The sequence below is a fragment of the uncultured Bacteroides sp. genome (assembly GCF_910585845.1).
Lineage (GTDB): Bacteria > Bacteroidota > Bacteroidia > Bacteroidales > Bacteroidaceae > Bacteroides.
Genome location: NZ_CAJUHF010000049.1, coordinates 1 through 25,702, shown reverse-complemented (window position 1 = coordinate 25,702; position 25,702 = coordinate 1). Strand labels below are relative to the sequence as shown.

General features: G+C 45.6%; 18 protein-coding genes. 10 read left to right on the top strand and 8 right to left on the bottom strand.

Annotated elements, in window-relative coordinates; genetic code table 11:
* Positions 1–256 precede the first annotated feature (256 nt).
* Together QZ323_RS11960 and QZ323_RS11955 are read left to right on the top strand one after the other, a co-directional pair.
* Positions 257–2,380, top strand: coding sequence for a BT4734/BF3469 family protein (locus tag QZ323_RS11960; protein ID WP_294634927.1), 2,124 nt, complete (start codon positions 257–259; stop codon positions 2,378–2,380).
* Between the two features lie 80 nt (positions 2,381–2,460).
* Positions 2,461–3,150 (top strand): glycine zipper family protein, encoded by a 690-nt coding sequence (locus tag QZ323_RS11955; RefSeq protein ID WP_294634926.1) that lies wholly within the window; start codon positions 2,461–2,463, stop codon positions 3,148–3,150.
* A gap of 36 nt (positions 3,151–3,186) precedes the next feature.
* Here QZ323_RS11955 and QZ323_RS11950 read toward each other — a convergent pair whose 3' ends face one another.
* Positions 3,187–4,038: a DNA/RNA non-specific endonuclease gene (locus QZ323_RS11950; protein WP_294634925.1), complete on the bottom strand. Its 852-nt coding sequence runs from the start codon at positions 4,036–4,038 to the stop codon at positions 3,187–3,189.
* Positions 4,039–4,777: 739 nt separating this feature from the next.
* On the opposite strand from QZ323_RS11950, the gene QZ323_RS11945 reads away from it, so the two are divergent.
* The 4 genes from QZ323_RS11945 (at position 4,778) to QZ323_RS11930 (ending at position 10,584) form a co-directional block, all read left to right on the top strand.
* On the top strand, positions 4,778–6,115 hold the full coding sequence (locus tag QZ323_RS11945) for an O-antigen ligase family protein (protein WP_294634924.1): 1,338 nt from the start codon (positions 4,778–4,780) through the stop codon (positions 6,113–6,115).
* Positions 6,116–6,280: 165 nt separating this feature from the next.
* The gene (locus tag QZ323_RS11940; RefSeq protein ID WP_294634923.1) at positions 6,281–7,744 is read left to right on the top strand and encodes a hypothetical protein; all 1,464 of its coding nucleotides are present in this window, start codon (positions 6,281–6,283) and stop codon (positions 7,742–7,744) included.
* Positions 7,745–7,746: 2 nt separating this feature from the next.
* Positions 7,747–8,370 (top strand): hypothetical protein, encoded by a 624-nt coding sequence (locus tag QZ323_RS11935; RefSeq protein ID WP_294634922.1) that lies wholly within the window; start codon positions 7,747–7,749, stop codon positions 8,368–8,370.
* Positions 8,371–8,448: 78 nt separating this feature from the next.
* A complete protein-coding gene (locus QZ323_RS11930) occupies positions 8,449–10,584 on the top strand; it encodes a hypothetical protein (RefSeq protein ID WP_294634921.1) in 2,136 nt (711 codons plus the stop codon).
* A 32-nt stretch (positions 10,585–10,616) separates the two neighbouring features.
* Here the strand turns inward: QZ323_RS11930 and QZ323_RS11925 are convergent, their stop codons facing one another.
* The 6 genes from QZ323_RS11925 to QZ323_RS11900 form a co-directional block, all read right to left on the bottom strand.
* Complete coding sequence (locus tag QZ323_RS11925; protein ID WP_294634920.1) at positions 10,617–11,831, bottom strand: MFS transporter; 1,215 nt, start codon at positions 11,829–11,831, stop codon at positions 10,617–10,619.
* Between the two features lie 56 nt (positions 11,832–11,887).
* Positions 11,888–12,394 carry a methylated-DNA--[protein]-cysteine S-methyltransferase gene (locus QZ323_RS11920; RefSeq protein ID WP_294634919.1) on the bottom strand — a complete coding sequence of 169 codons (507 nt, stop codon included), beginning with the start codon at positions 12,392–12,394 and terminating at the stop codon, positions 11,888–11,890.
* A gap of 39 nt (positions 12,395–12,433) precedes the next feature.
* On the bottom strand, positions 12,434–13,201 hold the full coding sequence (gene lpxA / locus QZ323_RS11915; protein ID WP_294634918.1) for an acyl-ACP--UDP-N-acetylglucosamine O-acyltransferase: 768 nt from the start codon (positions 13,199–13,201) through the stop codon (positions 12,434–12,436).
* A 32-nt stretch (positions 13,202–13,233) separates the two neighbouring features.
* Positions 13,234–14,625, bottom strand: a complete 1,392-nt coding sequence (locus QZ323_RS11910) for a TolC family protein (RefSeq protein WP_294634917.1) — start codon at positions 14,623–14,625, stop codon at positions 13,234–13,236.
* Positions 14,626–14,791: 166 nt separating this feature from the next.
* The gene (locus QZ323_RS11905; protein ID WP_294634916.1) at positions 14,792–18,004 is read right to left on the bottom strand and encodes an efflux RND transporter permease subunit; all 3,213 of its coding nucleotides are present in this window, start codon (positions 18,002–18,004) and stop codon (positions 14,792–14,794) included.
* Between the two features lie 49 nt (positions 18,005–18,053).
* The gene (locus QZ323_RS11900; protein WP_294634915.1) at positions 18,054–19,229 is read right to left on the bottom strand and encodes an efflux RND transporter periplasmic adaptor subunit; all 1,176 of its coding nucleotides are present in this window, start codon (positions 19,227–19,229) and stop codon (positions 18,054–18,056) included.
* A 1,061-nt stretch (positions 19,230–20,290) separates the two neighbouring features.
* Here QZ323_RS11900 and QZ323_RS11895 point away from each other — a divergent pair.
* Positions 20,291–22,204, top strand: coding sequence for an Ig-like domain-containing protein (locus tag QZ323_RS11895; RefSeq protein ID WP_294634914.1), 1,914 nt, complete (start codon positions 20,291–20,293; stop codon positions 22,202–22,204).
* Positions 22,158–23,021 carry a DUF3108 domain-containing protein gene (locus QZ323_RS11890; RefSeq protein WP_294634913.1) on the top strand — a complete coding sequence of 288 codons (864 nt, stop codon included), beginning with the start codon at positions 22,158–22,160 and terminating at the stop codon, positions 23,019–23,021. The genes QZ323_RS11895 and QZ323_RS11890 overlap by 47 nt, the downstream gene beginning before the upstream one ends.
* A 26-nt stretch (positions 23,022–23,047) precedes the next feature.
* Here QZ323_RS11890 and QZ323_RS11885 read toward each other — a convergent pair whose 3' ends face one another.
* On the bottom strand, positions 23,048–23,458 hold the full coding sequence (locus tag QZ323_RS11885; RefSeq protein ID WP_294634912.1) for a hotdog fold thioesterase: 411 nt from the start codon (positions 23,456–23,458) through the stop codon (positions 23,048–23,050).
* A 156-nt stretch (positions 23,459–23,614) separates the two neighbouring features.
* Between QZ323_RS11885 and QZ323_RS11880 the strand changes: the two genes are divergently transcribed.
* Together QZ323_RS11880 and QZ323_RS11875 are read left to right on the top strand one after the other, a co-directional pair.
* Positions 23,615–24,832, top strand: coding sequence for a glycoside hydrolase family 88 protein (locus QZ323_RS11880; protein ID WP_294634911.1), 1,218 nt, complete (start codon positions 23,615–23,617; stop codon positions 24,830–24,832).
* 22 nt (positions 24,833–24,854) lie between these two features.
* Positions 24,855–25,702 (top strand): sulfatase-like hydrolase/transferase (locus QZ323_RS11875; protein WP_294634910.1); only part of this gene is annotated, 848 nt, incomplete at its 3' end.

Sequence of the window (25,702 nt, the reverse complement as noted above, 5' to 3'; positions counted from 1 at the left end):
TCACCGTCCGATTGGACAGATAAAATATTCACTAATTTAATTCAACCAACAGGTTTATAACTATATTGGATTTAGTTCAAACGGTACATCGAAAACATATGAATATGAAGTCTTTTTTGGAGAAGTGGCGTGTTGTAAAGAAGTAAACAACAATTATCTTGCATCTTATTGTAGATTTGTTTACCTTAGCACTTCATAAAGCGATGCTTCTTGTTTTGAAATAACACGTAAACTAACAAAAAAGGAAAAATCAATCATGAAAATCACACAACTTAGAGAAAAAGAGAGCCATACAACACTCACAACCTTTTCCATTGACACGTTTATTGAGAAGATTCAGTCCGAAGACATTAAACTTCCCGTTTCCCTATTCAGGGAACAGTTGCGGCATGTCCTCCCGGACGAGCGGATCGGTGCCATCGGACAACTGCCTAAGATTCTTCCTGCCGCTGAATTTAAGCGTGGGAAAGAGGGAAGACAACTGAAAGTATACAATGGAATCGTAGAACTGACTGTCGGTCCATTGTCAGGAAAAGTGGAAGTTGCCTTGGTGAAACAACGTGCATGGGAAATGCCGCAGACACGTTGTGCCTTCATCGGTTCCAGCGGGAAAACGGTAAAAATATGGACTACATTCACCCGCCCCGACAACACACTTCCGTATACCCGAGAAGAAGCTGAACTATTTCATGCCCATGCCTACCGCCTTGCGGTGAAGTGCTACCAGCCGCAACTTCCCTTCGATATCCTGCCCAAGGAACCGAAGCTCGACCAGTTCTCACGCCTTTCATACGACCCGGAGGTGTTGTATCGTCCTGACTCCGTGCAGTTCTACCTGTCGCAACCCTCTTCCATGCCCGACGAACCGACCTACCGGGAAACTGTGCAAAGCGAGAAATCTCCCCTGACGCGTGTTGTTCCCGGCATGGACGACAGTGATTCCATCCGTATGCTGTTTCAGACGTCCTTAAGAAAATCCTATACGGAAATTGAAGAAGCGGAAGCCGCAGGCGCACTCCCTGTCAAGGATTTAGAAGCCATATTGACACAACTTGCCGTTAATTGTTTTTTGTCCGGCATACCCGAAGAAGACGCCGTCCGTCACACTATATACCACTACTATCTGCGTCGCAAGGAGATGCTTATCCGGGAGGTTTTCCGTAATGCTTATATGGAAAACAGCCGCCTGGGGAAGCAGGGCAAAGCGGGTGTTTTCGGTAGTAAAAGTAGCCTTGGCAAAGAACAGCTGTTGTCGTTGCAGACAGACGAATTTATGAAACGGCGTTATGAGTTCCGCTACAATACCCAAGTGGGCGAAGTGGAATATCGCGAACGCCACTCTTTTCGCTTCTGTTTCAATCCCGTCGACAAGCGTGCACTGAACAGCATCGCCCTGGATGCGCAGGCCGAAGGTATACCGCTGTGGGATCGCGACATCAGTCGTTATGTCTATTCCAACCGCGTGCCGGTGTTCAATCCCTTGGAGGATTTTCTCTACGACCTCCCGCGTTGGGATGGTAGAGACCGTATCCGCGCCCTTGCCCTCACGGTTCCCTGCCGTAACCCACACTGGCAGGAGTTGTTTCATCGTTGGTTCCTGAACATGGTTTCCCATTGGAGAGGGATGGACAAGAAATATGCCAACAGCGTATCCCCGTTGCTTGTCGGTGCCCAAGGCACGCGGAAGAGTACGTTTTGCCGCAGCCTCATTCCGCCTGCCATCCGCACCTACTATACGGACAGCATCGACTTTTCGCGCAAGAAGGATGCGGAACTTTATTTGAACCGCTTCGCGCTGATAAACATCGACGAGTTTGACCAAATCAGCCAGACGCAGCAAGGTTTTCTGAAGCATATCCTTCAGAAACCGGTAGTGAACGTGCGTAAGCCTTACGCCAATGCCATGCTGGAGATGCGCCGTTACGCCTCGTTCATCGCCACCAGCAACCAGAAGGATTTGCTCACCGACCCCAGTGGCAGCCGCCGTTTCATTTGCATTGAGGTGACGGGCGTCATCGATACTTCCCGCCCCATCGACTACGACCAACTCTACGCCCAAGCCATGTATGAATTGGAGCACGGCGAACGTTACTGGTTCGACCAGCACGACGAGAAGATAATGATAGAGCACAATCGGGAATTTGAACAGGTTCCTCCCGAAGAGCAACTTTTCTACCGTTATTTCCGCCCTGCCCGCGAGGAGGAAACGGGCGAGTGGTTGTCGCCCGCCGAGATACTGGAAGAGATACAACGGCATAGTGCCATACCAATTTCGGCCAAACGGGTGAGCGTGTTCGGCAGGATACTGCAAAAGCATGGGGTGAGGTCGAAACGTGTGCAGCGGGGGACGGTGTATTGTGTGGTGAGAGAGGGGAAGTAGTTTTTCTTGTTTTAGATCAGGGAAAAGTTAAGTCCCGGTTTGACCCGATATAATTCTTTTAATTTCAAATGAGAATACTTATGAACATGAGAAAATCTTACATCGGACTTTTGGCTGCAGCAGTTATTTTCTGTGGATGTGGTACAAATAGGATGGCGGCTGGTGACTCCGATGCAGTCCTGGCAGGGGCAGCTATCGGAGGTAATGTTGGCAGTGCCATTGGCGGACTGATTGGTGAAGGCCACGGAGGATGGCGGGGAGGATACCGGGGTTCTGCTATCGGTACCATTATCGGCACCCTTGCAGGAGCCGCTATCGCCAATGCTGCTACGGTACCCAAGAAACAGGAAGAGTATGGCTATCAGATAGAAAGAACACTACCTTACTCCCGGCAGGCTGAAGAAGAAAGGCAACCGTCTGCTATCGGCCGTTTGAGAATACGGAACATACGTTTCATTGATGACAGCCGTGACCACGTCATTAATTCGGGTGAAAACAGCAAGGTGATTTTTGAAATAATCAATGAAGGGGAACATACTGCCTATAATGTAGTGCCGGTAGTAGCCGAAACTACAGGGATGAAGCGTATCTACATTTCGCCTTCCGTCATGATAGAACAGATCGCTCCCCAGGATGGAGTGAAATATACAGCCAACGTCAGTGCCGGAGACAAGATAAAGACAGGCAACGTCAACATACGCATAGCCGTGGCCGATGAATACGGAGACGAATATGACTGGCAGGAGTTCTCATTGCCCACGCAACGATAAGTACCTGAGACCTTATACTTTGCTGGAAGCGTAGGCTCATTTCCAGTCTTTCAGATCATAGCTTGCTTCTACTGCTCTTTCCACGTCGTCGGGAAGGGCTGGGAAAAAATCTATTCCGGTAATGCGTTCCACTTCATCCACAGTGTTCGTATAGGCATCCAGCGGATTGTTCCCTTCGTTATTCTTGTAAATAAAGCCGATGGCTTTCGGCTTCTTATGCAATGAGAGTATCACCTTGAAGAAAGCATCCGGTACGGCGACTCGATGTTCGCCTATGGTCTGCGGCTTCCGGTCGTAGAAGATGGGGCCGGCAACGATGTATAGGCAACTATCTTTTTTGACCCATTTCCGGCATTTCTGTTCCAGTTCGTTCCAGTCTCCTCGGTTCAGGTTGTGGTGCTGCGGACAAATGTTGGTCATATAGAAACTTTCGGTCATGGCTTTCCGATCCCATTTATTGTCTCCTGCCGGGCAGAGATGACCACGATCCCAGCCGCTATCCTTATAGTCCTGCGTAGTGACGGCTTTGCTTGAAGGCAGGTCGGGGTCGGGGAGGAAGTTGTCCGTGCGTCCGGTGTTTTCTTTCAGGCGTCCGGGAGTCAACTTCCAGACTACCCAATTGGCGATGCGCGTATTGGAGTTGTAAGATACGAGATAGCCCGTGCGTTGCAACAGGATTTCGGGGGTGTCGGATGCCGTGTTTTGTTTGATATAGGCATCGGAGTAGGGGAGGATACTTTGTGCGATGTTCCCTTGGGGCTGGTGGGCTGCGCTGTCTTCTTTAGAGTTGGTAGTCTGGTAAGTGGTGATGATGCTGCATACGATAAGGAGTATCAGTAACATCAACTGGCTTTTGCTGTTCTTCTGCTTTTTGTTTGTCTTTCTCATAATCTGTACGGGTAAGTGATACAAAGATAATATGTACTGATTAAAGTTGCGTCAGATCTTTTAGGAACTAACCATTCATTTAACTCTTCATTGCTTTTATTTTTATTGTTTTTATGATATTATCGATGATTAGGATGAAATGGCATTGCTGCAATGATAAAAGAAGGAAGAGGTGCAGGAATTTAGTCATGCATGTGATTTATAGTATATTTTGATGAACATTATTTTAAAAATGCAAGCTTTTGATATGAATTTATAAAGGGATTATCATTTTGCTGCCTATTTTTGTAAAAAAGGAATGTTATGAAATGATATTGTTAATCCATAATGATACTATGAATATATGACAAGAACTATCTTTCTAAAAATAGATTATATATTGGGAGGTATAATACTTCTGATATTATTGTCTCCATGGATAATTCCTGCCGATCATGTATTTCCTTATCAATTTAAGGTGGTTCTCTATGCTACTATTTTTTCGTCTCTTCTTCTCTTGTCTAAATTGATTCTGAACAAAGAATGGCGTTTCACTATTGGTAAAAGGAATTTCATTGTATTGGTTTATTTCTCGTACTTGATATTGAGAACTTGGATGGAAGACTTGGATAGAGAAAATCTATTGAGACTAATATCTTTGCTCTTTTTATATTTGTATTTCCGTTTATGTAGTCTTAAACAGTTGTGGATATTCGTATCAGTTCTTCCCATTGTTTGCATACCACAAATAATTTATTCCATGTATAACCAGGCAGTTTATTACGAATGGGATGAGAAAGTTGTGAGAATATTTGGCTCATTCTTTAATACAGGTATATGGGGAGGATTTTGTTCTATCATGTTGCTTATTGGTATATGTTGTGTGACTTCCAAATCTTTGCCTCGTTGGTTTAAAGTAATCCATTACATAATGATATTGCTATGGGCATTTTTTGTCTGGAAAAGTGATTCCCGTGCGGCATGGTTGGCTGTATCAGGCGGTGTTATTTGTTGGTTTTGTTCTTGTTCATACTTTGTAAAAAGAAAGAAGCTTGCAATCATATTCTTATGTTTTACTTTGTATGTGCCATTATTATATTACTTGTATATTTATAAACAAGCCTCTGCTGACGGACGATTGCTTATTTGGGGGACATGCATGGATATGTGGAACAATAAATTTCTTTGGGGCTGCGGAGTGGGAAATTTCTGCCATTCATATATGGATTTACAGACCCGGTTTTTAAGTTCTTTACCCGTTGATATGAAATATTTGGTAGATGAGACACGACATGCATTCAATGAATACTTGCAGATAAGTGTAGAGCAGGGCTGCATTGGCTTGCTATTTCTTGTTATATTAGTAAAAGTTCTATTTTTCAGTAATCAGAATAAGAAATATTTATCAATTGAAAAAGACGCGCAGACAACCATTCGTTGTCTTTTTATTGCATTAGGGATATGGGCATGTTTTTCATATCCATTTTATCATAATCAGATCAGAGTCATCTGTGTCTTATTCTTGGCTCTTAATACTACCATTTTGGATGATAAAAAGGCATTGAAAGTTACTTTTAGCAAGAAATGTCGAAGGAGTTGTCTTATTCTATTATGTATTCTTTTATTTAACAGTTGCTATCAGTGTCTTTTTTATCATCGCACGTGCAAGAGATGGAATGTAGCTCTGTTGAAATCTGACATAAAAGAGATGGGGAGTTTATATCCCTTGCTGAGAAATACCCCTTACTATTTATATTCTTATGGTACCATGCTTAATCGCTTTCATTCCGGACAGGCTATATCTATTTTACAAGAAGCGTATATGGCAAACGCTTCATACCATACTCTAATGGAGTTGGGAAAAGCATATTGCATACAGGAAGATTTCCTTAACGCAGAGAAAGTCTGGTATCAGGCATCTGCCATGATTCCTCACAAATTCATGCCTTATTATTGTTTGATGCAAATGTATAAGGATAAGGGAGAAAGTATCAAAGCTGAAGAAATGGCAAATCTCATATTAAATAAACCGATAAAGATACGTTCTGCAAGATTGAATGAGATTTGTGATGAAGCGGAACGTATGTTATCGAAGTAGAAACAATTTAAAAAGGGGGACGAAAGTAATTCCTGTCCGTGAGAAGTTAGGATTAAATTCGTCCCACACGCCCAAGAAAGGAGGTGTTTTGAGATGCAAATGTAGTGATAGAAAATGAAATTGATAGTTGAAACTTAATTTATAAACAAAGAGAAAAATGATTTTATGAAAAATAAATTTCTAATAGCATTATTATTGGTCTTCTTTCTTGTTTGTGCTTTTATCGCTTGTAGGGAAGAGTTCGTTCCGCAGTCGCCAAAGAACACTCAAGCATCTCTGGCTGTAGAACGTTCTATAGCTAAAAGTTGGTATGAAGAACATGCTTCTCAACGTAAACAAATCCGAACCAGAGCAGACAACCATACAGTTACTCTTTCTACTATAGATATGGAACCTGTATGGGAAGAATCTTTTCAACGAAAAAAAGGACGTTACAAAACGGTAGAGGCCTTGATGTTGGGCTCCAAACGTAAATCTTTTACAACGGAAACTTCTTACAAAAAATATGAAGAAACCCAAAATTCTCGGTATAATCGATCTTTAACCCGCCTTATAGTACTTACCAACCAAGAAACAAATGAAACGATTGGATTTACGATGACCATTATGCCTTCTGTTGAGTATATGGAACAGACGGACTTTAAGTCGTTTTATAATTCTTATCTCAAACGCGATAAGAATTTCGATGGATACATCATTTATCATGATTTAGATGGTAACTTTGTAAATGGTTGGAAATATGTGAAAGGCAAAATTACCCATTTAGTTACTCAGGATGTCACACCATCTTTTGCATCAACTCGGAGTGAAAGGGCAGGACATCAAGAATGCCAAGAATATATTTATAAAGTTTTGGTGGAAACATGCCAAGAGTATTGCACTGTTAATGAATATGGTGAAGATTATTGTGAAACGACAAGTTGTTCTTACGAATGGGAAGAAAGGGATCGTTGGATGGAATGTGTATGGGTAGAAGACGGGGATGAAGAAGGTGGCTCTACATCGGGTGGTGGAGGTTATATTCCTCCGACACAGCCTTCGACCAGCTTAAGTAAAATCTATGATCCATCGTCGACTCTTTCAGACGAACTAAAGAAAGAGCTTGAAAAGTATTTTGGAATAATAACTCAATATCCTCACATAAAAATATTATTGAGAGTCTTGGAAAAAAATGGATATAAGATCAAATTTAAGGAAGATCCTAATTATACTGGTGCCTTTGTTTCCCACGAGATTTCATTTGCGAGTATTATGGGAATAACTGAGCAAACTGTGATGCATGAATTGATGCATGCTTATCAGGATCTTTTTTATACGTATGCTGTGATGTGTGAAAACAAGTTTAATATTGAGTTGGAAACATATTTGTTTGTTGATATTACGCGGGCTATGTATTGGGAGTGTTTATTAAAAGGTGATTCTACTACTATGGGAAGTGGATGTTCTGATAATCTAGAAAAAAATATTAGAAATTTCATAGAGAGTATAATGCGGAAAGGTTATATAAATGACGAAGATTTGAATACATATAGCTTAATTGGTGAGGAATGGGCATTAGAATCTGGAACGTATAATGATGATTTTCCTCCGGAAATATTGAAAGAAATGTTTAATTATAAACCAGAATGATTATGAGAACTATTTTATTATTAATCATGTTTTGTGGATTCATCAATAGCAATGTGAAAGCCCAAAATGATTCATTGTTTAATTATAAAGAGGAATATTCGGAACGTACCTTAAAACGAAATAATAAAACTTATCGTTTTTGGGGAATAGAAGTTACTCCGAAGTTTGAATCAAATCCTTGTGTTGGCAAAAGAGCGGCATGTCTTGAGGGATTTCATGAATATCAAGAATATGCAAGAAATGTTGATTCTATTTATCAAGTATTCTTTTCTGTTCCCAAATGGAAAGCCAAGTTGAAAAAAATGCAGGAAGTAGATGATCAAACATTGGATATAGATATAGATCTTTATGTACACCCTTCCGGTAAAATACTATATTCTCGCATTTATATCAGTTCAATAAAGAAACGTCCCTGTATTACTGATTGGTTTACGGAAGAAGAATTAATGGAACTTTATCAGATTAATAGAAAGGTAAAATATGATTTATCTGGGTTGAAGGTTGTATATACAATTCCTGCAGATAGTAAAAAGGCAGATTATATGAATAGAGAATATGAATTTGTAAAGTTGGGTACTCGCTTTAAAGACATCAAGGAAAAAATGATTAAAGCTGGTATATATTAGGAGCTTAAATATCAATCAATTAAGTAGGAACATTAGAGGATGTAGATAGTATCCTCTAATGTTTCCTTTGATAAAAAGATGAAAGCACTCAGATTTTTGTTGTTTATATGCGTTATGTCTTCTTGTAACAAATATCCGGAAGATGTGGAGTCTGCATTGTCATTGGCTGGTGAAAATAAAGGTGGGCTAATAGAATTATTGGAGTATTACAGAAAAGAAGACAAGCAAAAATATGAAGCAGCCTGTTTTCTTGTGGCAAATATGCCTTATCATAATACAACTGTAGATACAATGCCGACCCATGAACACCACTTGTTTTTTCAGCAAGAGAATTTGGAATATCAGAATATATTAAAGAATTTCTCGGCAGAAGATGTGTCTTATGGCAAATTGCAGCAGTATGATTCTATACGGAATGTCTATGCGATGAAATTTGCCAGTCTCCCAGCGTCAGTGGTTGGGACTTTCGCTAATGATATTCAGAAAATATCCGGAGACTTTCTGAAAGAACATATTGATGCATGTTTTGAACAGTTTAGAAAGAATCCTTTATTGAAGAAACTTTCCTTTGAAGATTTCAAGGAGTTTATTTTGCCTTATCGTACGGCAGAAGAGAGTTTGGATATGTTAGGAATGTGTATGCGGCAATTTTGGAGAGAGACAATTGAAAGTGAGAATATTCGTACCTCAATAGGACAATTTAAAACATACGTGGAAAAAATGCGTTGGTTAAACGGGCGTATCAAGAATAACATGCATTTAGGAATGTATGACCTTCTGATGCCGAAATTCAAGAAAGACTGTTTTAATATAACGACATGGACATGCGACATTTTCAGGGCTAATGGAGTGCCGGTTGTGCTGGAATATACACCTCAATACCGTGACCGAATCAGACGTCACTATTGGTGTGCCTCTCCTGATTCTAATGGGATAGTAGTGCCTTATACGGTACCTGACAATAATTTGTTGGAGGATTGGGGACGTGCATTACAATATGCAGGTAAAGTATTCAGGCTTTCATTTGGAGTGAATAAACAATCACCCTCTTTTATTGCATCTGAGAGTGAATATGTTCCAAAAACATTGAATTCCGCTTTGATACATGATGTTACTTGGCGATATCATCAAACCGTGACATTAAAACTACCTTTTGATAGCCTTACATCCAATCATTTGGCTTATTTATGTTTTTTTGCAAGAGATAAATTGCAACCTGTAGCATGGGGGAAGATAAATAAAGGTACAGTAGTTTTTGAGCAAGTTCCTATCAATACATTATTCTTTCCAGCATATTATGTTGGTCAGACTCTTCAACCATTTGGAGAACCTTTTATACTTGTTGGAGATAGGCAGACAGTTGATATTCCACTTCCTTTTACAAAAAAGGAAAAATATAGAGAGCTTATTGTTACTCCAAGGAGTACAAATGTACCGGGATTGTTCTATTATGGGATCGGTGAACAGAATGGAAAAGAAACGATGATATTGTTTCGAAAATATCCGGAAAAGAGGGAAATGAAAGGCTTACAGAATAACATGCAGGGCGGTTGTATTGTCGCATCGAATTGTTTAAAGGGGCCTTTTGATACTTTGTTTGTCTTGAAACAACCACCCTATCCATATTTGCAGAGGTTTGAATTGAATAATGAGAAGAAATACAGGTATTATAAATATGAATCTCCTGTCAGTTATCGTCACGCTAATATTGCGCATTTGGAGTTTTTAGGAGAGTTTAGCCCTGGGCATGTCTGTCTGCCACCAACGGCATTACCGGTATTCAGTTTTGATAAAAGTAATCGTAATGAAAAGAAACTATTTAAAATTGCTGGAACGATTTTGAACTATTGGTCCAAACCGGAAAATGCTTTTGACGGGAACTGGGAAACCTATGTACCAGCTTCTTATGTGGGGATGGACTTTGGAACCCCTGTGTATATTTCTCACGTAAGTCTATTACCTCGGAATGCGAATAATATGATTGTAGTAGGAGATACTTACCAACTACTTTATTATTGTCATGGATGGAAAGTACATGATACGGTTGTAGCAGATAAGAATTTTTTGTTGTTTGAAAATGTTTCTTCCAATACATTATATTGGCTTCGAAATCTTAGTAACGGAGAAGAAGAGTTGCCTTTCTTTTATTATAAAAGATCGGGACAGATTTTTATTCATGAAATTTCTGAGCATGCAGGTCTATTTGTAGAATAATTATCAAGTGTATATCCCTATCCAATATTTAATCATCTTGTTCTCTGTCTCGGCTCTATATTCGGCAAGAATCCGGTGATTACGCCCAACAAGGGGAGCAAAGTACTGATCTGGAAGATGAACTGTATGCTTGTCTTGTCCGCCAGCCAGCCGAAGAAGGCCGAACCCAGGCCTCCCAGACCAAACATCAATCCGAAAAATACTCCGGCAATCATACCTACCTTATCGGGCATCAGGTCTGTGGCATACACCAAAATGGCCGAGAAAGCCGATGAGATGATGAGGCCGATAAGGATTGCCAGCAGGATCGTTGCCGTCTGTCCCACGTAGGGAAGGCACAATGTGAAAGGAGCAGCACCAAGTATAGAACCCCAAATGACGTACTTGCGCCCGATGCGGTCGCCCAGCGGTCCGCCGAAAAACGTTCCCACTGCCGAAGCGGCAAGGAATGCGAAAAGGCAATATTGTGCCCCTTGCACCGACATGGCGAACTTGTCCATCAGGAAGAATGTGAAGTAGTTGGTCATCGAAGCGATGTAGAAATATTTGGAGAAGACCAATATCCCCAGAATGAATAGTGCTGTATGTACTGTTCGTTTTGAGAAGCGGGAAGCGACGGCTGCTGTTGAGGCTGCACGGTTTCGAGCAGCGGCATACAATTGGCCTTTATACCAGTTGCCTATGCGGACAAGGACGAATATGGCCAGTAGTGCCGTCAGCGCAAACCAGCCGATAGCGCCCTGCCCGAACGGAATGACGACAAGTGCGGCAAGCAGTGGTCCCATAGCACTTCCGGCATTTCCTCCTACCTGAAAGATAGACTGGGCAAGCCCTTTGCGCCCTCCCGAAGCCAATTGTGCCACACGCGACGATTCGGGATGAAAAACCGACGAACCGCAACCGATCAGTCCCACCGCAGCTAAAATCCAACCAAAGGAAGGAGCTGCAGCAAGAGCCAGCAGCCCGACAAGCGTGAACCCCATTCCCACGGCAAGTGAATAAGGGGCCGGATGCTTGTCAGCAAGACGTCCGGCAACGGGTTGCAAAAGGGACGAAGTTATTTGGAATACCAATGTAATCACCCCAATCTGAACGAACGAGAAATCAAATTTCTCTTTCAGTAACGGATAGACTGCCGGGATGACCGACTGCATCATATCGTTGAGCAAGTGGGCAAATCCGATGGTCAACAAGACCGTATAGACCGTATTCTGCCCGCTAAGCGTCTGCGAATCATTCTTTTTCATTCGTGCGATTCTCTTTTTATCTGTCTTTTGATCCTTGTGTTCGTACGGAATCATATTCAATGGCATAAAATGCCTTCCAATTCCAATAACGCCCGTTTGACATCCAGTCCGCCCCCGTAGCCGGTCAGTGAATGGTCGCTGCCGATGACCCGGTGGCAGGGAGCTAAAATGGATATCGCGTTCGCTCCGTTGGCATTGGCCACCGCGCGGACGGCTTTGGGCATCCCGATTCTCCGTGCCATCTCTCCGTAGGAAACCGTTGTGCCGAAAGGTATCTTCAGCAGTTCGTTCCACACTGTTTTCTGGAAGTCCGTACCCACGAACAGTAGCGGCACATCAAATTCCTTGCGTTTTCCGGCGAAGAAATCATCGAGTTGACATACGGTTCTTTCGATAACTTCCGATGTTCCTTCTTTAAAATCGGTTTGCAGAATCCGTTTCAGGCGCCTGCTCACATAGTCGTGATGCTTCTCTGTCTGCCAGTCACACAAGCACAGCTTATCTTCGTATGAACCAAGCAACAATATGCCGCATGGCGATTCATATCGCTTTGTCTTAATCATTCTCTTTTCTTCTCTTCTCTTTTCTTGCGTCTCTTTTTCCTACCTTACAATTCCTTTTGATTCCTGTATGAAATGGATGATATTCCGTATTTCGTCACTCATCGGAACCTGGTCCTCAATCTTCTGCAAGGCATCGTGTATGCTGAAATTACCTTGGTAGATCAGGCGGTAAGCATTTACGATGTGGCGCAAGATACGTTCCGTTACTTGATGCTGGTTCTGCAACACAACGGCATTGATGCCATGATACTCTGCCGGATTACCGTTCATGATGACGTATGGCGGAACATCTTTGGCGATGCGGCAACCGGACTGTATCAGTACCCAGCTTCCCACATGGCATTTCTGTTGCAGGATGACGTTGCTGCTCAGGATGGTGTAGTCGTTTACGTGACACTCGCCTGCCAGAATGGTTTTGAGACCTATCACACAGTGGTTGCCAATCTGCACGTCGTGGCAGAGATGTACGCCGTCCATGAGATAGTTGTCATTACCGATGCGGGTTGCGTCGCTTTCGTGGGTAGCGCGGCTTACGACTACGTTTTCCCGGATATCATTTCTGTCACCAATGATCAGCAGGCTATTCTCGCCAGTGTAGTGGAAATCTTGCGGGGTAGTGCCCAGTACGGCGCCATGATGCACTTTGTTGCCTTGGCCCATGCGGGTGCCCGCAAGGATACGTGCACCGGACATGATTGTGCAGTCGTCGCCAATTTCCACGTCACCTTCGATGTAAGCGAAAGGCTGAACCGTTACATTCTTGCCGAGCTTTGCGGCAGAATCTACAAATGCTAATGGACTAATCATAATATATCTTCATTCATCGTTCTACGTTTCCCTTATTCTCTTCCTCCTCCGAGTGCCTGATACAAGCTGATGACAGCCTGCAAGCGTTCGAAGGTGTCGGATACCTCAGAAGTCTGGGCGCTAAGATAAGACTGTTCGGCAGACAATACCTCGAGATACGTTGACGTGCCTAAGTTAAACAATTCTTTTGTATCTTCTGCTGCCTTGCGGGCTGATTTTACTTGAATGCTGCGAGATACAGCCTTTTCTGTAGTCGTCTGATACTGGTACAGCGCATTGCTTACCTCATTTCCGGCATTCAGCAGTGCGGTCTGAAACTGGATCTTGGCTTGCTCTTCCTGTGCCTTGGCTTGTTTCAGGCGGGCGATGTTGGCACCGCGGTAGAACAAAGGCTGCGTCAGCGAACCGATGGCGGAAGCCAACAGTTTGCCGGGATTTACAATACCCATGCCGCTGCTATTGGTCCAGCCTGCCGAACCGTTGATGGTGATCTGCGGATAGAAGGCGGCACGTGCGCTGTTCGTGTTGTAGTAACTGGCGGCAAGTGACATTTCGGCTGCTTTCACGTCGGGGCGGTTGGATAATAACTGCAACGGAACGCCGGCAGACAATTCAGCCGGTAGTTGTTGCTCTTCCAATACACTGCGTTTGATGCTCTGTGCAGGCTGATGCAGCATCAGGCACAAGGCATTCTCTGTTTCACGGATGCTTTGGCGGATACCGGGCAGGGATGACAGTACTTGGGCATAAGCGGCGCGGGTCTGTTCTACTCCGGCGGAAGTCGTGTTGTAGATGCCTGCATCTTTCATGGCTTCCACAGTTTCTACGTTCTTTTTCAGGATTTCGGCGGTTGCCTCCGTGATTTGCAACTGGCGGTCGAGCATCAGCAACGTGTAGTACATATTGGCTACATTGGCAATCACCTGTGTCTGCACGGCTTGTTCATAATACTGAGTCTGTTTCAGCGATACCTTTGCCGCACGTTTCGGATTCAGTATCTGACCGAACAGGTCGACTTGCCAACTTGCAGTTACGGGAAGTGAATAGGTCTGCGTGGCTTTCCCTTTGTCCCAGCTGCTTACAGTTCCTTGCGGAGACAATGCCAGTGTGGGGGCGTATGCCAGTCGGGCGGACATGAGGGCTGCTTCGGCCTTTTTCACATTCAGTGCTGCGCTGCGCAGGTCGGGATTCTGGGCGAGAGCCAGTTCGATGAGCGATTGCAGCTGCGGGTCGGTAAAAACCTCTCTCCAGGGCAGATTGCCGAAGTTGGCTGTATCGGAGGCAAAAGCATTCTCTGCTACGTCTGCTGTGTCGCGATACAACCCGTTTACCATGATATCTTCGGGTCTGTCGTATGCTTTATAGATGTGGCAACTGCTCAGCAAGGCAGTTGCACACATCAGTGTGATGATTTGTTTCTTCATATTCTGTTGTTTTAATAAAGCGCGGGCAATGTTCCCTTTATCACAGATTACTCAGATTATTGCAGGTCGCTTGAATTGATTGATGAAAATCTAAAGGAATTTCCGTGCTAATCTGCGTAATCTGTGGTGGGCGATGACTTACCTTCTTGCCTTATGCTTCATTGAATTATTTCGTATATTGTTCAATCTCCGGTTCTGCATCCGAATTGTTTACATCGGCCCATTCCATCGGTTTCACTTTCTCTTGCAGGTATTGGAATGCCACGAACAACGCAGGCACGACAAAGATCTGCAAGATCATACCGATCAACATACCGCCGATTGCCGAGGTTCCCAACGTGCGGTTACCATTGGCACCGGCACCGGAAGCCAACATCAACGGAATCAGACCGACAATCATTGCCAACGAGGTCATCAGGATAGGACGCAAACGGGCGGCGGCACCCAATACGGCAGCCCATGTGATGCTCATACCCATCTTGCGACGGTCGAGGGCGAACTCAATAATCAGGATGGCGTTCTTTGCCAACAGACCCATCAACATGATTAATGCAATCTGCATATAGATGTCGTTCGACATGGATCCCATGATCATTTTCAGTACGGATATGTTACCGATGGCACCTATGCCGTTGACGAACAGGAAGCTACCCAACAGACCAAACGGGATGGAGAGCAACACGGCAAGCGGCAGGATGTAACTTTCGTACTGTGCACTCAGCAACAGGTAAACGAACACGAAGCAGAGCACGAAGATCAGTCCGGTGGTGCTTCCGCTGCTTTCAGCCTCTTCTCGTGCCATACCGCCGAGTTCGTAGGCAAAGCCGGTCGGCAGATTCTCTTTGGCTACTTCGGAGATGGCTGCCAGTGCCTGACCGGAAGTGTAGCCGGAAGCCGGTGCTACCATCACTTTCATAGAGGTGTACAGATTGAAACGGCTGATGATGTCGGGACCATATACCTTCTTGATGGAAACGAACTGCGTGATAGGAGCCATCTGACTGCCGTTGCGTATCTTGATGCTTGACAGCGACTCCAGATTCTTGGTTGCCTGAGGCTCTGCCTGAATCATCACACGGTACATCTTACCGAAACTGTTGAAGTTTGAAGCATACAAACCACCGAAGTATCCCTGCATGGTGCTGAGGATGTCGCTTGGGCTGATACCTGCTTTCTTACAGGCGGCTGCATCGATATCCAGCATATATTGCGGGAAGTTCGGGTTGAAACTTGTCTTTGCGGAGTTGATTTCCGGGCGCTGTTCCAATGCGGCAATGTAGCTGTTCACTACATCGTAGAAGTGGTTCAGGTCGCCACCGGTCTTATCTTGCATGTTCAGCTCGATATCGCTGGAGGCAGAGTAACCCGGAATCATAGGGGGAGCAAAGAACAATACCTGAGCTTCCTTGATGATCTTTTGTGCACGCATGAAGAGCGTGATGTAGACGATGTTGGAGTTTTGCATCATGGAGCGGTCTTCCCAATTCTTCAATTTGATAATCAGAGAACCGTAGGAAGGTCCCTGACCGCCGATAAAGCTATAACCGGAGATTACCGTACGGGAAGCCACGGCGGGTTCGGCGGCTACCAGGCTGTCTACACGGTTCAGTATTTCCTGAGCACGTTCCTGTGAGGTACCCGGTGGCAGGGTCACAACACCCATGATACTACCCGTATCCTCGTTCGGTACCATGCCGGTAGGCGTAATTTTCATGAAAAAGACCAGCAGCACGATGGAGGCGGCTACAAGCCCGAAGGACAGCCATTTCTTTTGGATGAAGAAAAGCACATGGCTTTTATATTTCTTCAGCAATTTGTCGTAGGCCACGTTGAAGCCCGTGTGGAAGCGGCTGACGAAGGTCGATTTCTTCTCTCCATGTTCTTCGTGGGGTTTCAGGAAGATGGCACACAATGCCGGACTTAGCGTCAGTGCGTTCAATGCGGAGAAGCCGATAGCGATTGCCATGGTCATACCGAACTGGCGGTAGAATGTACCTGCCGTACCACCCATGAAGCTCACCGGGATAAATACAGACATCATGACCAGTGTGATGGAGATGATGGCACCGCCCAATTCGCTCATCGCGTCGATGGAGGCGAGGCGTGCCGACTTGTATCCCTGGTCTAATTTGGCATGCACACCCTCGACGACGACGATGGCATCGTCCACCACTATGGCGATGGCAAGCACCATTGCCGAAAGGGTCAGCAGGTTGATACTGAAACCGATCAGTTTCAATACGAAGAACGTGGCAACCAGTGCCACCGGAATGGCGATTGCCGGAATTAGCGTAGAACGCATGTCCTGCAAGAAGACATATACGACGATGAACACCAGGATGAATGCTTCGATCAGAGTTTTGATAACCTCATGGATAGAGGCGAACAGGAAGTCGTTGGCACTCTGTGCAATGTTGACCTTCAAGCCGGAAGGCAGTTTCTCGGAGTAATCGCCCAGTAAATCTTCCAAGTCGCTGATAGTTTGCGTGGCGTTACTACCTGCCATCTGGAATACGATACAACTGACTGCCTTGTGTCCGTTAACCGTGTTGTTGAAACCATAGGTCAGACGTCCCAACTCAATGTCGGCAACGTCCTTCAGGCGGAGTATCTCTCCGTTTTCCTGTGCCTTGATGACGATGTTTTCAAACTCTTCTGCCTGTTGCAGACGTCCTTTGTAACGTATCGTGTATTGGAATGTCTGATTACCGCGTTCACCAAACTGTCCTGGAGCGGCTTCGATGTTCTGCTCTGCCAAAACGCCTGCTATGTCACTCGGAATCAGCTTGTATTGCGCCATGATATCAGGCTTCAGCCAGATGCGCATGGAGTAGTCCGTACCCAACACCATCGCATCGCCCACACCGGCTATACGTTTCACCTCAGGCACGAGGTTGATGTTGGCATAGTTCTCGATAAACTCGATGTCGTACTGGTCGCTCTCGTCATAAATAGAGAATACCATCAACATGGAAGTCTGCCGCTTCTGAGTGGTCACACCGACTTTGGTCACTTCGGCGGGCAACAGACCTTGTGCCATAGATACGCGGTTCTGTACGTTGACGGCAGCCATATCCGGGTCCGTTCCCTGCTTGAAGTAGATGGAGATATCGGCAGAGCCGTTGTTAGAGGCATTGGAAGTCATATACATCATGTTCTCCACACCGTTGATCTGGTCTTCCAGAGGGGCGATAACAGAGTTCAATACCGTTTGGGCATTGGCACCCGTATAAGTAGCGCGCACCGAAACAGTAGGAGGGGCGATGTCCGGATATTGGGTGATGGGCAGAGTAGCAAGGCCGATAAATCCCAAAATCACTATCAGCACGGAGATAACCGTAGACAGCACCGGACGATTAATAAATCTATCTAATTTCATTTCCTGAAAAATTAAAGAATTAAAGATTCGAAGAACCGGAGTTCATTCTTCATTGAAACGCAGTTTGGATGTTACCGTCTTTCTGGTCTTGCAGCGCCTTTTTGTATTCCGCCTCTTTCTCGGCAGGGGTAATCGGAGTGATGGTAACTCCGGCTCTCAGGTTCTGCACGCCTTCCATCACTATTTTGTCACCCGCTTTCAAACCATTGGTCACGTAGTAATATTTGCCGTCGTTCAGCTTAAACACCTGTACTTCTGTGTTCTTCAGAGTGTTGTCTTCTTGCACGACGAATACGAATTTCTTGTCCTGTATTTCGGTGGTAGCCGACTGGGGAATCATGATTACGTTCTGCATCGGGTTCTGGAATATGACGTTACCCGTACCACCACTGCGCAGGATGTTGCGCTGGTTGGGGAAGAGGGCACGCATGTTGACCGAACCTGTTGCTTGGTCGATGACGCCACTGATGGTTTCTACACGTCCGCTGTCGGCATATATGGTTCCGTCAATGAGTTGCAGATGCACGGAAGGCATCTTGTCCAGAATCTCTTTGATGCTTCCACCTTCGTTGATCATTGCCAGTAATTGCCTTTCGGTCATAGAGAAGTAAGCGAACATCTCGGAAATATCGGCAACGGTAGTCAGCGGAGTGGCAACGGAGGGACTGACGAGGCTACCTACCCGGTAAGGGATTGTACCTACTATGCCATCGCTGGGGCTGGTTACGCTGGTGTAGGACAGATTGTTTTTCGCGTTCACCAGTTGTGCTTCTGCCTGCGCCAGTTGTGCTTTCACTTGTGCCAGTTGGTTTTCTGCCATTTGCAGGTCATAATTGCTGATGATGTTCTTCTGGTTCAGTTCGCGTTTGTTTTTTACGGTGAGTTCCTGAGTGTTTACAGCTGCTTTTGCAGTTTCGACAGCTGCCTTTGCCGAATTTACGGCAGCCTGATATTGCACAGGGTCGATACTGAACAACACTTGCCCCTTCCGGACTACGGAACCTTCGTCCACATGCAACTTGGTGATGAAACCGCTCACCATAGGACGGATTTCCACATCTTGTTTGCCTTTGATGGTTGCCGGATAACTATTTGTCAGATTAGCAGTGGTGGTGTTCACCGTAATTACTGCAAATTCGGGTGCCTTGCCCGTAGTCTTGTCACCTTGTCCGCAACCGAACAGTGACAGGCAACAACATGCCAATAAAATCAATCTACTCTTCATACTCGTAATTATTCTCTGTCTTTTGGTTTATTTTTTCATTTTGATGAATAAAGGCTTTCTGTGTTGTCATAGCGAAGGTATCGGTTAACAAAAACGGAAACTGAAAGCACTCTCTCAGTTTCCTGAGTACAAAATTATCTATTTTAGAACAGATTAGTTTCCTGAAAGGTTCATTTTTAACTATGTTTTATACATCATTTGCCTGTCCGAACTTGCTGGTAAAGATTTTCGGAGTATACCTGTTGACGGAATTGATTCGGATCAAATCCGGATCGGAGATATATCAGGGACGCTTTGCTCCGTATCAGCTCCGTTCCTTCTCCGTACAAAAGTACCTCTGTACGAAGAAGCTATGAAGCAGAACAACTCTCTAAATTCCCAATTCCGGATTGTCGGATTGTCCCGGGCTTTGTGTCCGATTCCCCTGGGGTTTTCTAGACAAATGCGGGGCAATGTTCCGACAAACCCCAGGGGATGTGGCAGCAAACTCGGCGGCTTTTTACCCGTACTACGGCTCTCTGCGTTGCAGGCGTTCGTTCCATAGGGAGTGATTGTCGGGACGTGGAGGGGCGGAGGAGCAAACGGGACGTTCCGGTCGTTCACGGTATTTTCCGCTTTTTCTTTTTTATTATAGATGGATGTGTTTGTGTTGCTTGTTTCAAGGATGTTGCATGAAATGCTTGTTTACCAGTGTGTTTTGGCTAATTTTGCAACGCATTTTTCAGTCGTTTTTCGCTGTTTTTTGTCCGTTTTCTGCTTCAGTTCTGCTGTTTTTTCTGAGTGAAATTCAGTTCTTTGTTGGGCTGTACCTATCACGATCTCTGAAGAGGCTCAAGCATCCCCGATATGTGCCACATGCAATGGGTAAACATACCATCATGGATTTTCAAAGTATTCCCAGGACTGTCAGGTTGTTGGGCTTTCAGCCCGCTGTATGATAGGTTGCCGTATCACTTGAAATATCGGATGAACCCTATTTTTGATTAAAATACCGTAAAGCATACTATATATTGATGGATAACATTTATTTTTGCAACATGTTACGTAACGAATATTCATTTATGAAACCTTTTTTCAGACATTTGGCTATTGCGGCAGCAGTTGTTGCCGGGCTTTATTCCTGCGCCAGTATAGGTCGTCCGGATGGTGGCGCCTACGATGAAACACCTCCCCGTTTTGTGGGGAGTAATCCTGCGCCGGGTGCCCTTAATAACAGCCAGAAGAAGGTGGTTATTGAATTTGACGAGTTTATCAAGCTGGAGAAGCCGGGCGAGAAAATCGTGATCTCCCCGCCTCAGGTGCAGCAGCCCGAAATAAAGGCGAATGGGAAGAAAGTCGTTATCAACTTGCAAGATACGCTCAAGCCCAATACAACCTATACGATAGATTTCTCGGACGCCATACAGGACAACAATGAGGGTAATCCATTGCTCGATTTTGGATTTACCTTTTCTACCGGTACGCAGCTCGATTCGATGACACTTTCGGGCATCGTGCTGAATGCGGCTAATCTGGAGCCGGTGAAAGGCATGCTGGTGGGGCTGCATTCCGACTTGGCTGACTCCGCTTTCACTACGAAGCCTTTCGACAGGGTGGGGCGTACCGATAGTCGTGGTCGCTTCATCATCCGTGGTGTAGCTTCCGGTAAGTATCATATCTTCGGATTGCAGGATGCCGATCAGAACTTTTGTTACAGCCAACCCACCGAAGTCATTGCTTTCGAAGACTCGTTGATCATCCCCTCGATGGAGCAGCGTTTGCGTGCCGATACTGTTTGGAAAGACTCGTTGACCGTGGATACAATCAGGCAGGTGAACTATACCCACTTCTTGCCGGACAATGTCATCTTGCGTTGCTTCAAGGAACGCACTTACTCGCAACGGCTCATCAAGAGCGAACGTCCCGAACCGCGTAAATTCTCTTTTTACTTTTCTGCCACTGCAGATTCGTTGCCCTTACTGAAGGGACTGAACTTCGATGAAACCGATGCTTTCATCGTGGAGATGCCCACCGGGCGCATAGATACGTTGACCTATTGGATAAGGGATTCGTTGGTTTACGAGATAGATACACTGAAGATGAGCCTTTCTTACCTCTACACCGATACGCTCAACCAACTGGTTCCTCGCACGGACACGTTGAAACTAGTTTCCAAACTCAGGCCTAAATCAGAAAAAGAGTTGGAAAAAGAACGCGAGAAGAGAGAGAAAGAACTGGAAAAGGCCCGCAAGAAAGCAGAAAAAGAGGGTAAGGAGTATGTGGAGCCAACCGTTTTCCTGCCTGTGGAGGTATATGCGCCCGGTTCGATGGATGTCTACGACTACATTTCGTTCACTTTCAAAGAACCTTTGGCAAGTGCGTCAAGTGATGCCATTCATCTCAGGCAGAAGGTGGACACGCTTTGGAAAGATGTCGCTTTCGACTTCCTTCCCGATTCGCTCAATCTGCTGCGCTATAATGTCTATGCAGACTGGGAGCCGGGCGAGAGTTACAGCCTCGAGGTCGATTCGGTAGCATTCTATGGAATATATGGTCTGTTCACCGACAAGGTGAAGAAAGATTTCAAGGTGAAGAAACTCGAAGAATACGGGCAGATTTTCTATAACGTGAGCGGTGCAGATTCGCTGGCATTCGTAGAACTACTGGATGGGCAGGACAAGGTGGTGCGTACGGTGCCGGTTGTTGACGGAAAGGCGGACTTCTACTTCCTGAATCCCGGTAAGTATAGTGCGCGTCTCATCAATGATGCCAATGGAAACGGAGTATGGGACCCTGGAAATTATAAAGAGAAGCGGCAGCCGGAAGAGGTCTTCTATTATCCTCAGGTCATAGAACTGAAGGCAAACTTTGAACTGACCCAAACTTGGGGTATCAAAGAAAAACCGCTGGATAAACAGAAGCCGGACGAACTTAAAAAACAGAAACCAGATGAAGACAAGAAGAATAATAATCGCAACAACCGCAATCGCCAGTAAGCGCGGATGGTTGTGGGGAGTGCTGTTTATCTTGCTGTTTGCCGTTGCCCTTCCCGCCCGTGCCCAATGTACGGCTCAGAACACCGCTTTTCAGGCAGGCGAAAGCGTAAAGTATGACCTGTACTTCAACTGGAAATTCATATGGAAAAAGGTGGGGCTGGCACATCTGACAACAGAGGCCGCTACCTATCGGTCGCAGCCTGCCTACTGCTTCAATCTGCTTTCGGGAGGAAGCAAGAAGGCGGATTTCTTCTTCAAGATGCGCGATACGTTGACTTGCTACGTCAGCGAGAAGTTGGAGCCGCTCTATTTTCGCAAGGCAGCGGAAGAGGGGAGCCGTTACACGGTAGACGAAGCTTGGTTTTCCTATAAGGATGGGGTAGCCAACGTCAAGCAGAGACGTACGTGGAGAGACCGTCCAGCGCAAGAAATGGAGTACAGCGACTCACGCTGCATCTTCGACATGCTGAGTATTTTGGGGCAGGCACGCTCCTACAATCCCGATGATTACACCGTGGGTAGTCGCATACAGTTTCCTATGGCTACCGGTCGCAGAGTAGAAGAGCAGACCTTGATCTATCGCGGAAAAGAGAATGTGAAAGCGAACAACGATGTCACCTATCGCTGCCTGGTCTTCTCTTTCGTGGAGTATAAGAAAGGAAAAGAGAAGGAGGTGATCACTTTCTTTGTCTCTGATGACCGGAATCACTTGCCTATACGTTTGGATATGTACCTCAATTTCGGTTCGGCAAAGGCGTTTCTGACAAGTGTGGAAGGAAACCGTTACCCGATGACCTCTGTCGTAGAGAGAAAATGAGGGAGTTAGGAGCTATAAATTGTCACTCACCCGTCACTCTTTAAAGGTAACGGGTCTCCTTTTCTGAATACGCTCGATTCGAATGTGGCGATCAGTACTCCGTCCTGATTGGTAATGTCTACCTGATAGTGTCCGGTAGTTCGTCCGACGTATCGTTCGTGTGCTTCGGCATACAATGTATCACCCGGACCGCTGGCACGCAGAAAGGTAATGTTGGATGATAAGGAGAACGCCAGTGTACCATGCGAGTTGGCTGCTGCGGCAAGTGCCAGGTCGGCAAGGGTGAAGAGGGCGCCTCCTTGCGTGCGATGTCCGGCATTGAGATGTGCCTCTGTTACGACGAGCCGTGCTTTGCCATACCCTTCTGCCATTTCCAGCAACTCGACGCCGGCGTTTGTGGCAAAGCGGTCATTTTTGAAAAAATCTTGTAGAGTCATGTTCTTTTATATGATTAAAAAGTACAAAATATGCAGTTTATGTGCAAATGTATCAATTTTACCCTTTTAGTGTATGATTTGTGAGGGTGTTTTCTTTAAAACTATGCTATATTTGCTGACGAAAGAATGTGAAACTCTAATAAACAAATCATTATTATGAAAACAATCCTAACTACATTGGGAGTATCTCTTTTCGTTTTGGCAAGTTGTACGGGACAGAAGAGCAAGCCTGAGACTGATTTTATTCAAGAGAATATTGAGAATGCAGTGGCACAGGAAACCATTCAGACCGATATTATTGAAAAGTCGGGAAGAATACTGAATCCGCGGACAATCAATGCAGACGGCAGCATTCTGTATGTAGCTATTGATGACTGGTGCTCCGGATTTTTCCCTGGTAACATTTGGTACATGTACAAGCTGACGGGTGACGACAAATGGTTGCCTTTGGCTCAGAAGTATACTGAAGCTCTCGATTCTGTGAAGTACCTCACGTGGCATCATGACGTAGGCTTTATGATCGGTAGCAGCTATCTGAACGGATACCGTTTTGCAAACAAAGAAGAGTATAAACCTGTCATCATCCAGACGGCAAAGTCTCTTTCCACCCGTTTCCGCCCGGCGGCAGGTGTCCTGCAATCTTGGGATGCCGACAAGGGCTGGCAGGCACGTCGTGGCTGGAAGTGCCCCGTGATCATAGATAACATGATGAACTTGGAACTGATGTTTGAAGCTTCCAGACTTTCGGGCGATTCCACCTATTATAATATAGCAGTGAAGCATGCCGACACTACGATGAAGAACCACTTCCGCGACAACAACAGCTGCTATCATGTAGTGGACTATGATCCTGAAACCGGTGAAGTGCGCAGCAGACAGACCGCGCAAGGTTATGCCGACGAATCCTCTTGGGCACGCGGACAGGCATGGGCACTTTACGGATATACCATGTGCTACCGTTATACTCGCGATCCGAAATATCTGGATATGGCTGTAAAAGTTCACGACTTCATCTTCAACAATCCTAATCTGCCGGAAGACCTTGTGCCTTATTGGGACTATGATGCTCCGAACAAGCCCGACGAACCGCGTGACGCCTCTTCGGCTGCCTGTACGGCTTCGGCACTCTATGAGCTGAGCACCTACCTCCCCGACAAGAATTACAAAGCGACTGCTGACAAGATTATGGGAAGCCTTGGCTCTCCTGCCTACCGTGCCGAGGTGGGAACGAACGGAAACTTCATCCTGATGCACTCCGTAGGTAGCATTCCTCACAATGCGGAAATTGATGTTCCGCTGAACTATGCTGACTATTATTTCTTGGAAGGGATCATGCGTAAGAGGGATTTGGAAGCCGGTAAGAAACTTTTCTGAGTAGTAAAGAACGGAATAGATTATGATGAATCGGTTTAGTTTGTTTTTAGGAAGTGTAAGCCTGTTAGCCCTGCAAGGCTGCAAAACTCAGCAGGAAGAGCAGGCACAACTTCCAAACATCATTTACGTCTTTCCCGATCAGTATCGCAACCAGGCGATGGGTTTTTGGGGAGAAGAAGGTTTCCGCGATAAGGTGAACTTCCGCAACGATCCGGTGCATACGCCAAATCTGAACGGTTTTGCACGCGAAGCGTTGGTGCTGAGTTCTGCCCAGAGCAATTGTCCGCTGAGTAGCCCTCACCGGGGAATGTTGCTGACGGGTATGTATCCCAATAAGAGTGGCGTCCCCTTGAACTGCAATTCGAGCCGTCCCATCAGTTCGTTGCGTGAAGACGTAGAGTGTATCGGTGATGTTTTCAGCAAGTCGGGCTATGACTGTGCCTACTTCGGTAAGCTGCACGCCGACTATCCGATGCCGAACGACCCGCAACGCCCCGGACACTACGTGGAAGACCGTGTGCCGGCATGGGATGCCTATACGCCGAGAGAGCGGCGCCACGGTTTCAACTACTGGTATTCTTACGGAACGTTCGATGTGCATAAGGATCCTCATTATTGGGACACGGAGGGAAACCGCCACGACCCGAAGGAGTGGTCACCGCTGCACGAAGCGGCTATGGTGGTCTCTTATCTGAAGAACGAAGGCAATGTGCGCGACCCGAAGAAACCGTTCTTCATTATGGTGGGCATGAATCCGCCCCACAGCCCGTACCGCTCCTTGGACGACTGCATGGAAGAAGATTTCAATTTATATAAAGACCAGCCCTTGGACAGCCTGCTTATCCGCCCCAATGCCGACAAGGAGCGCGA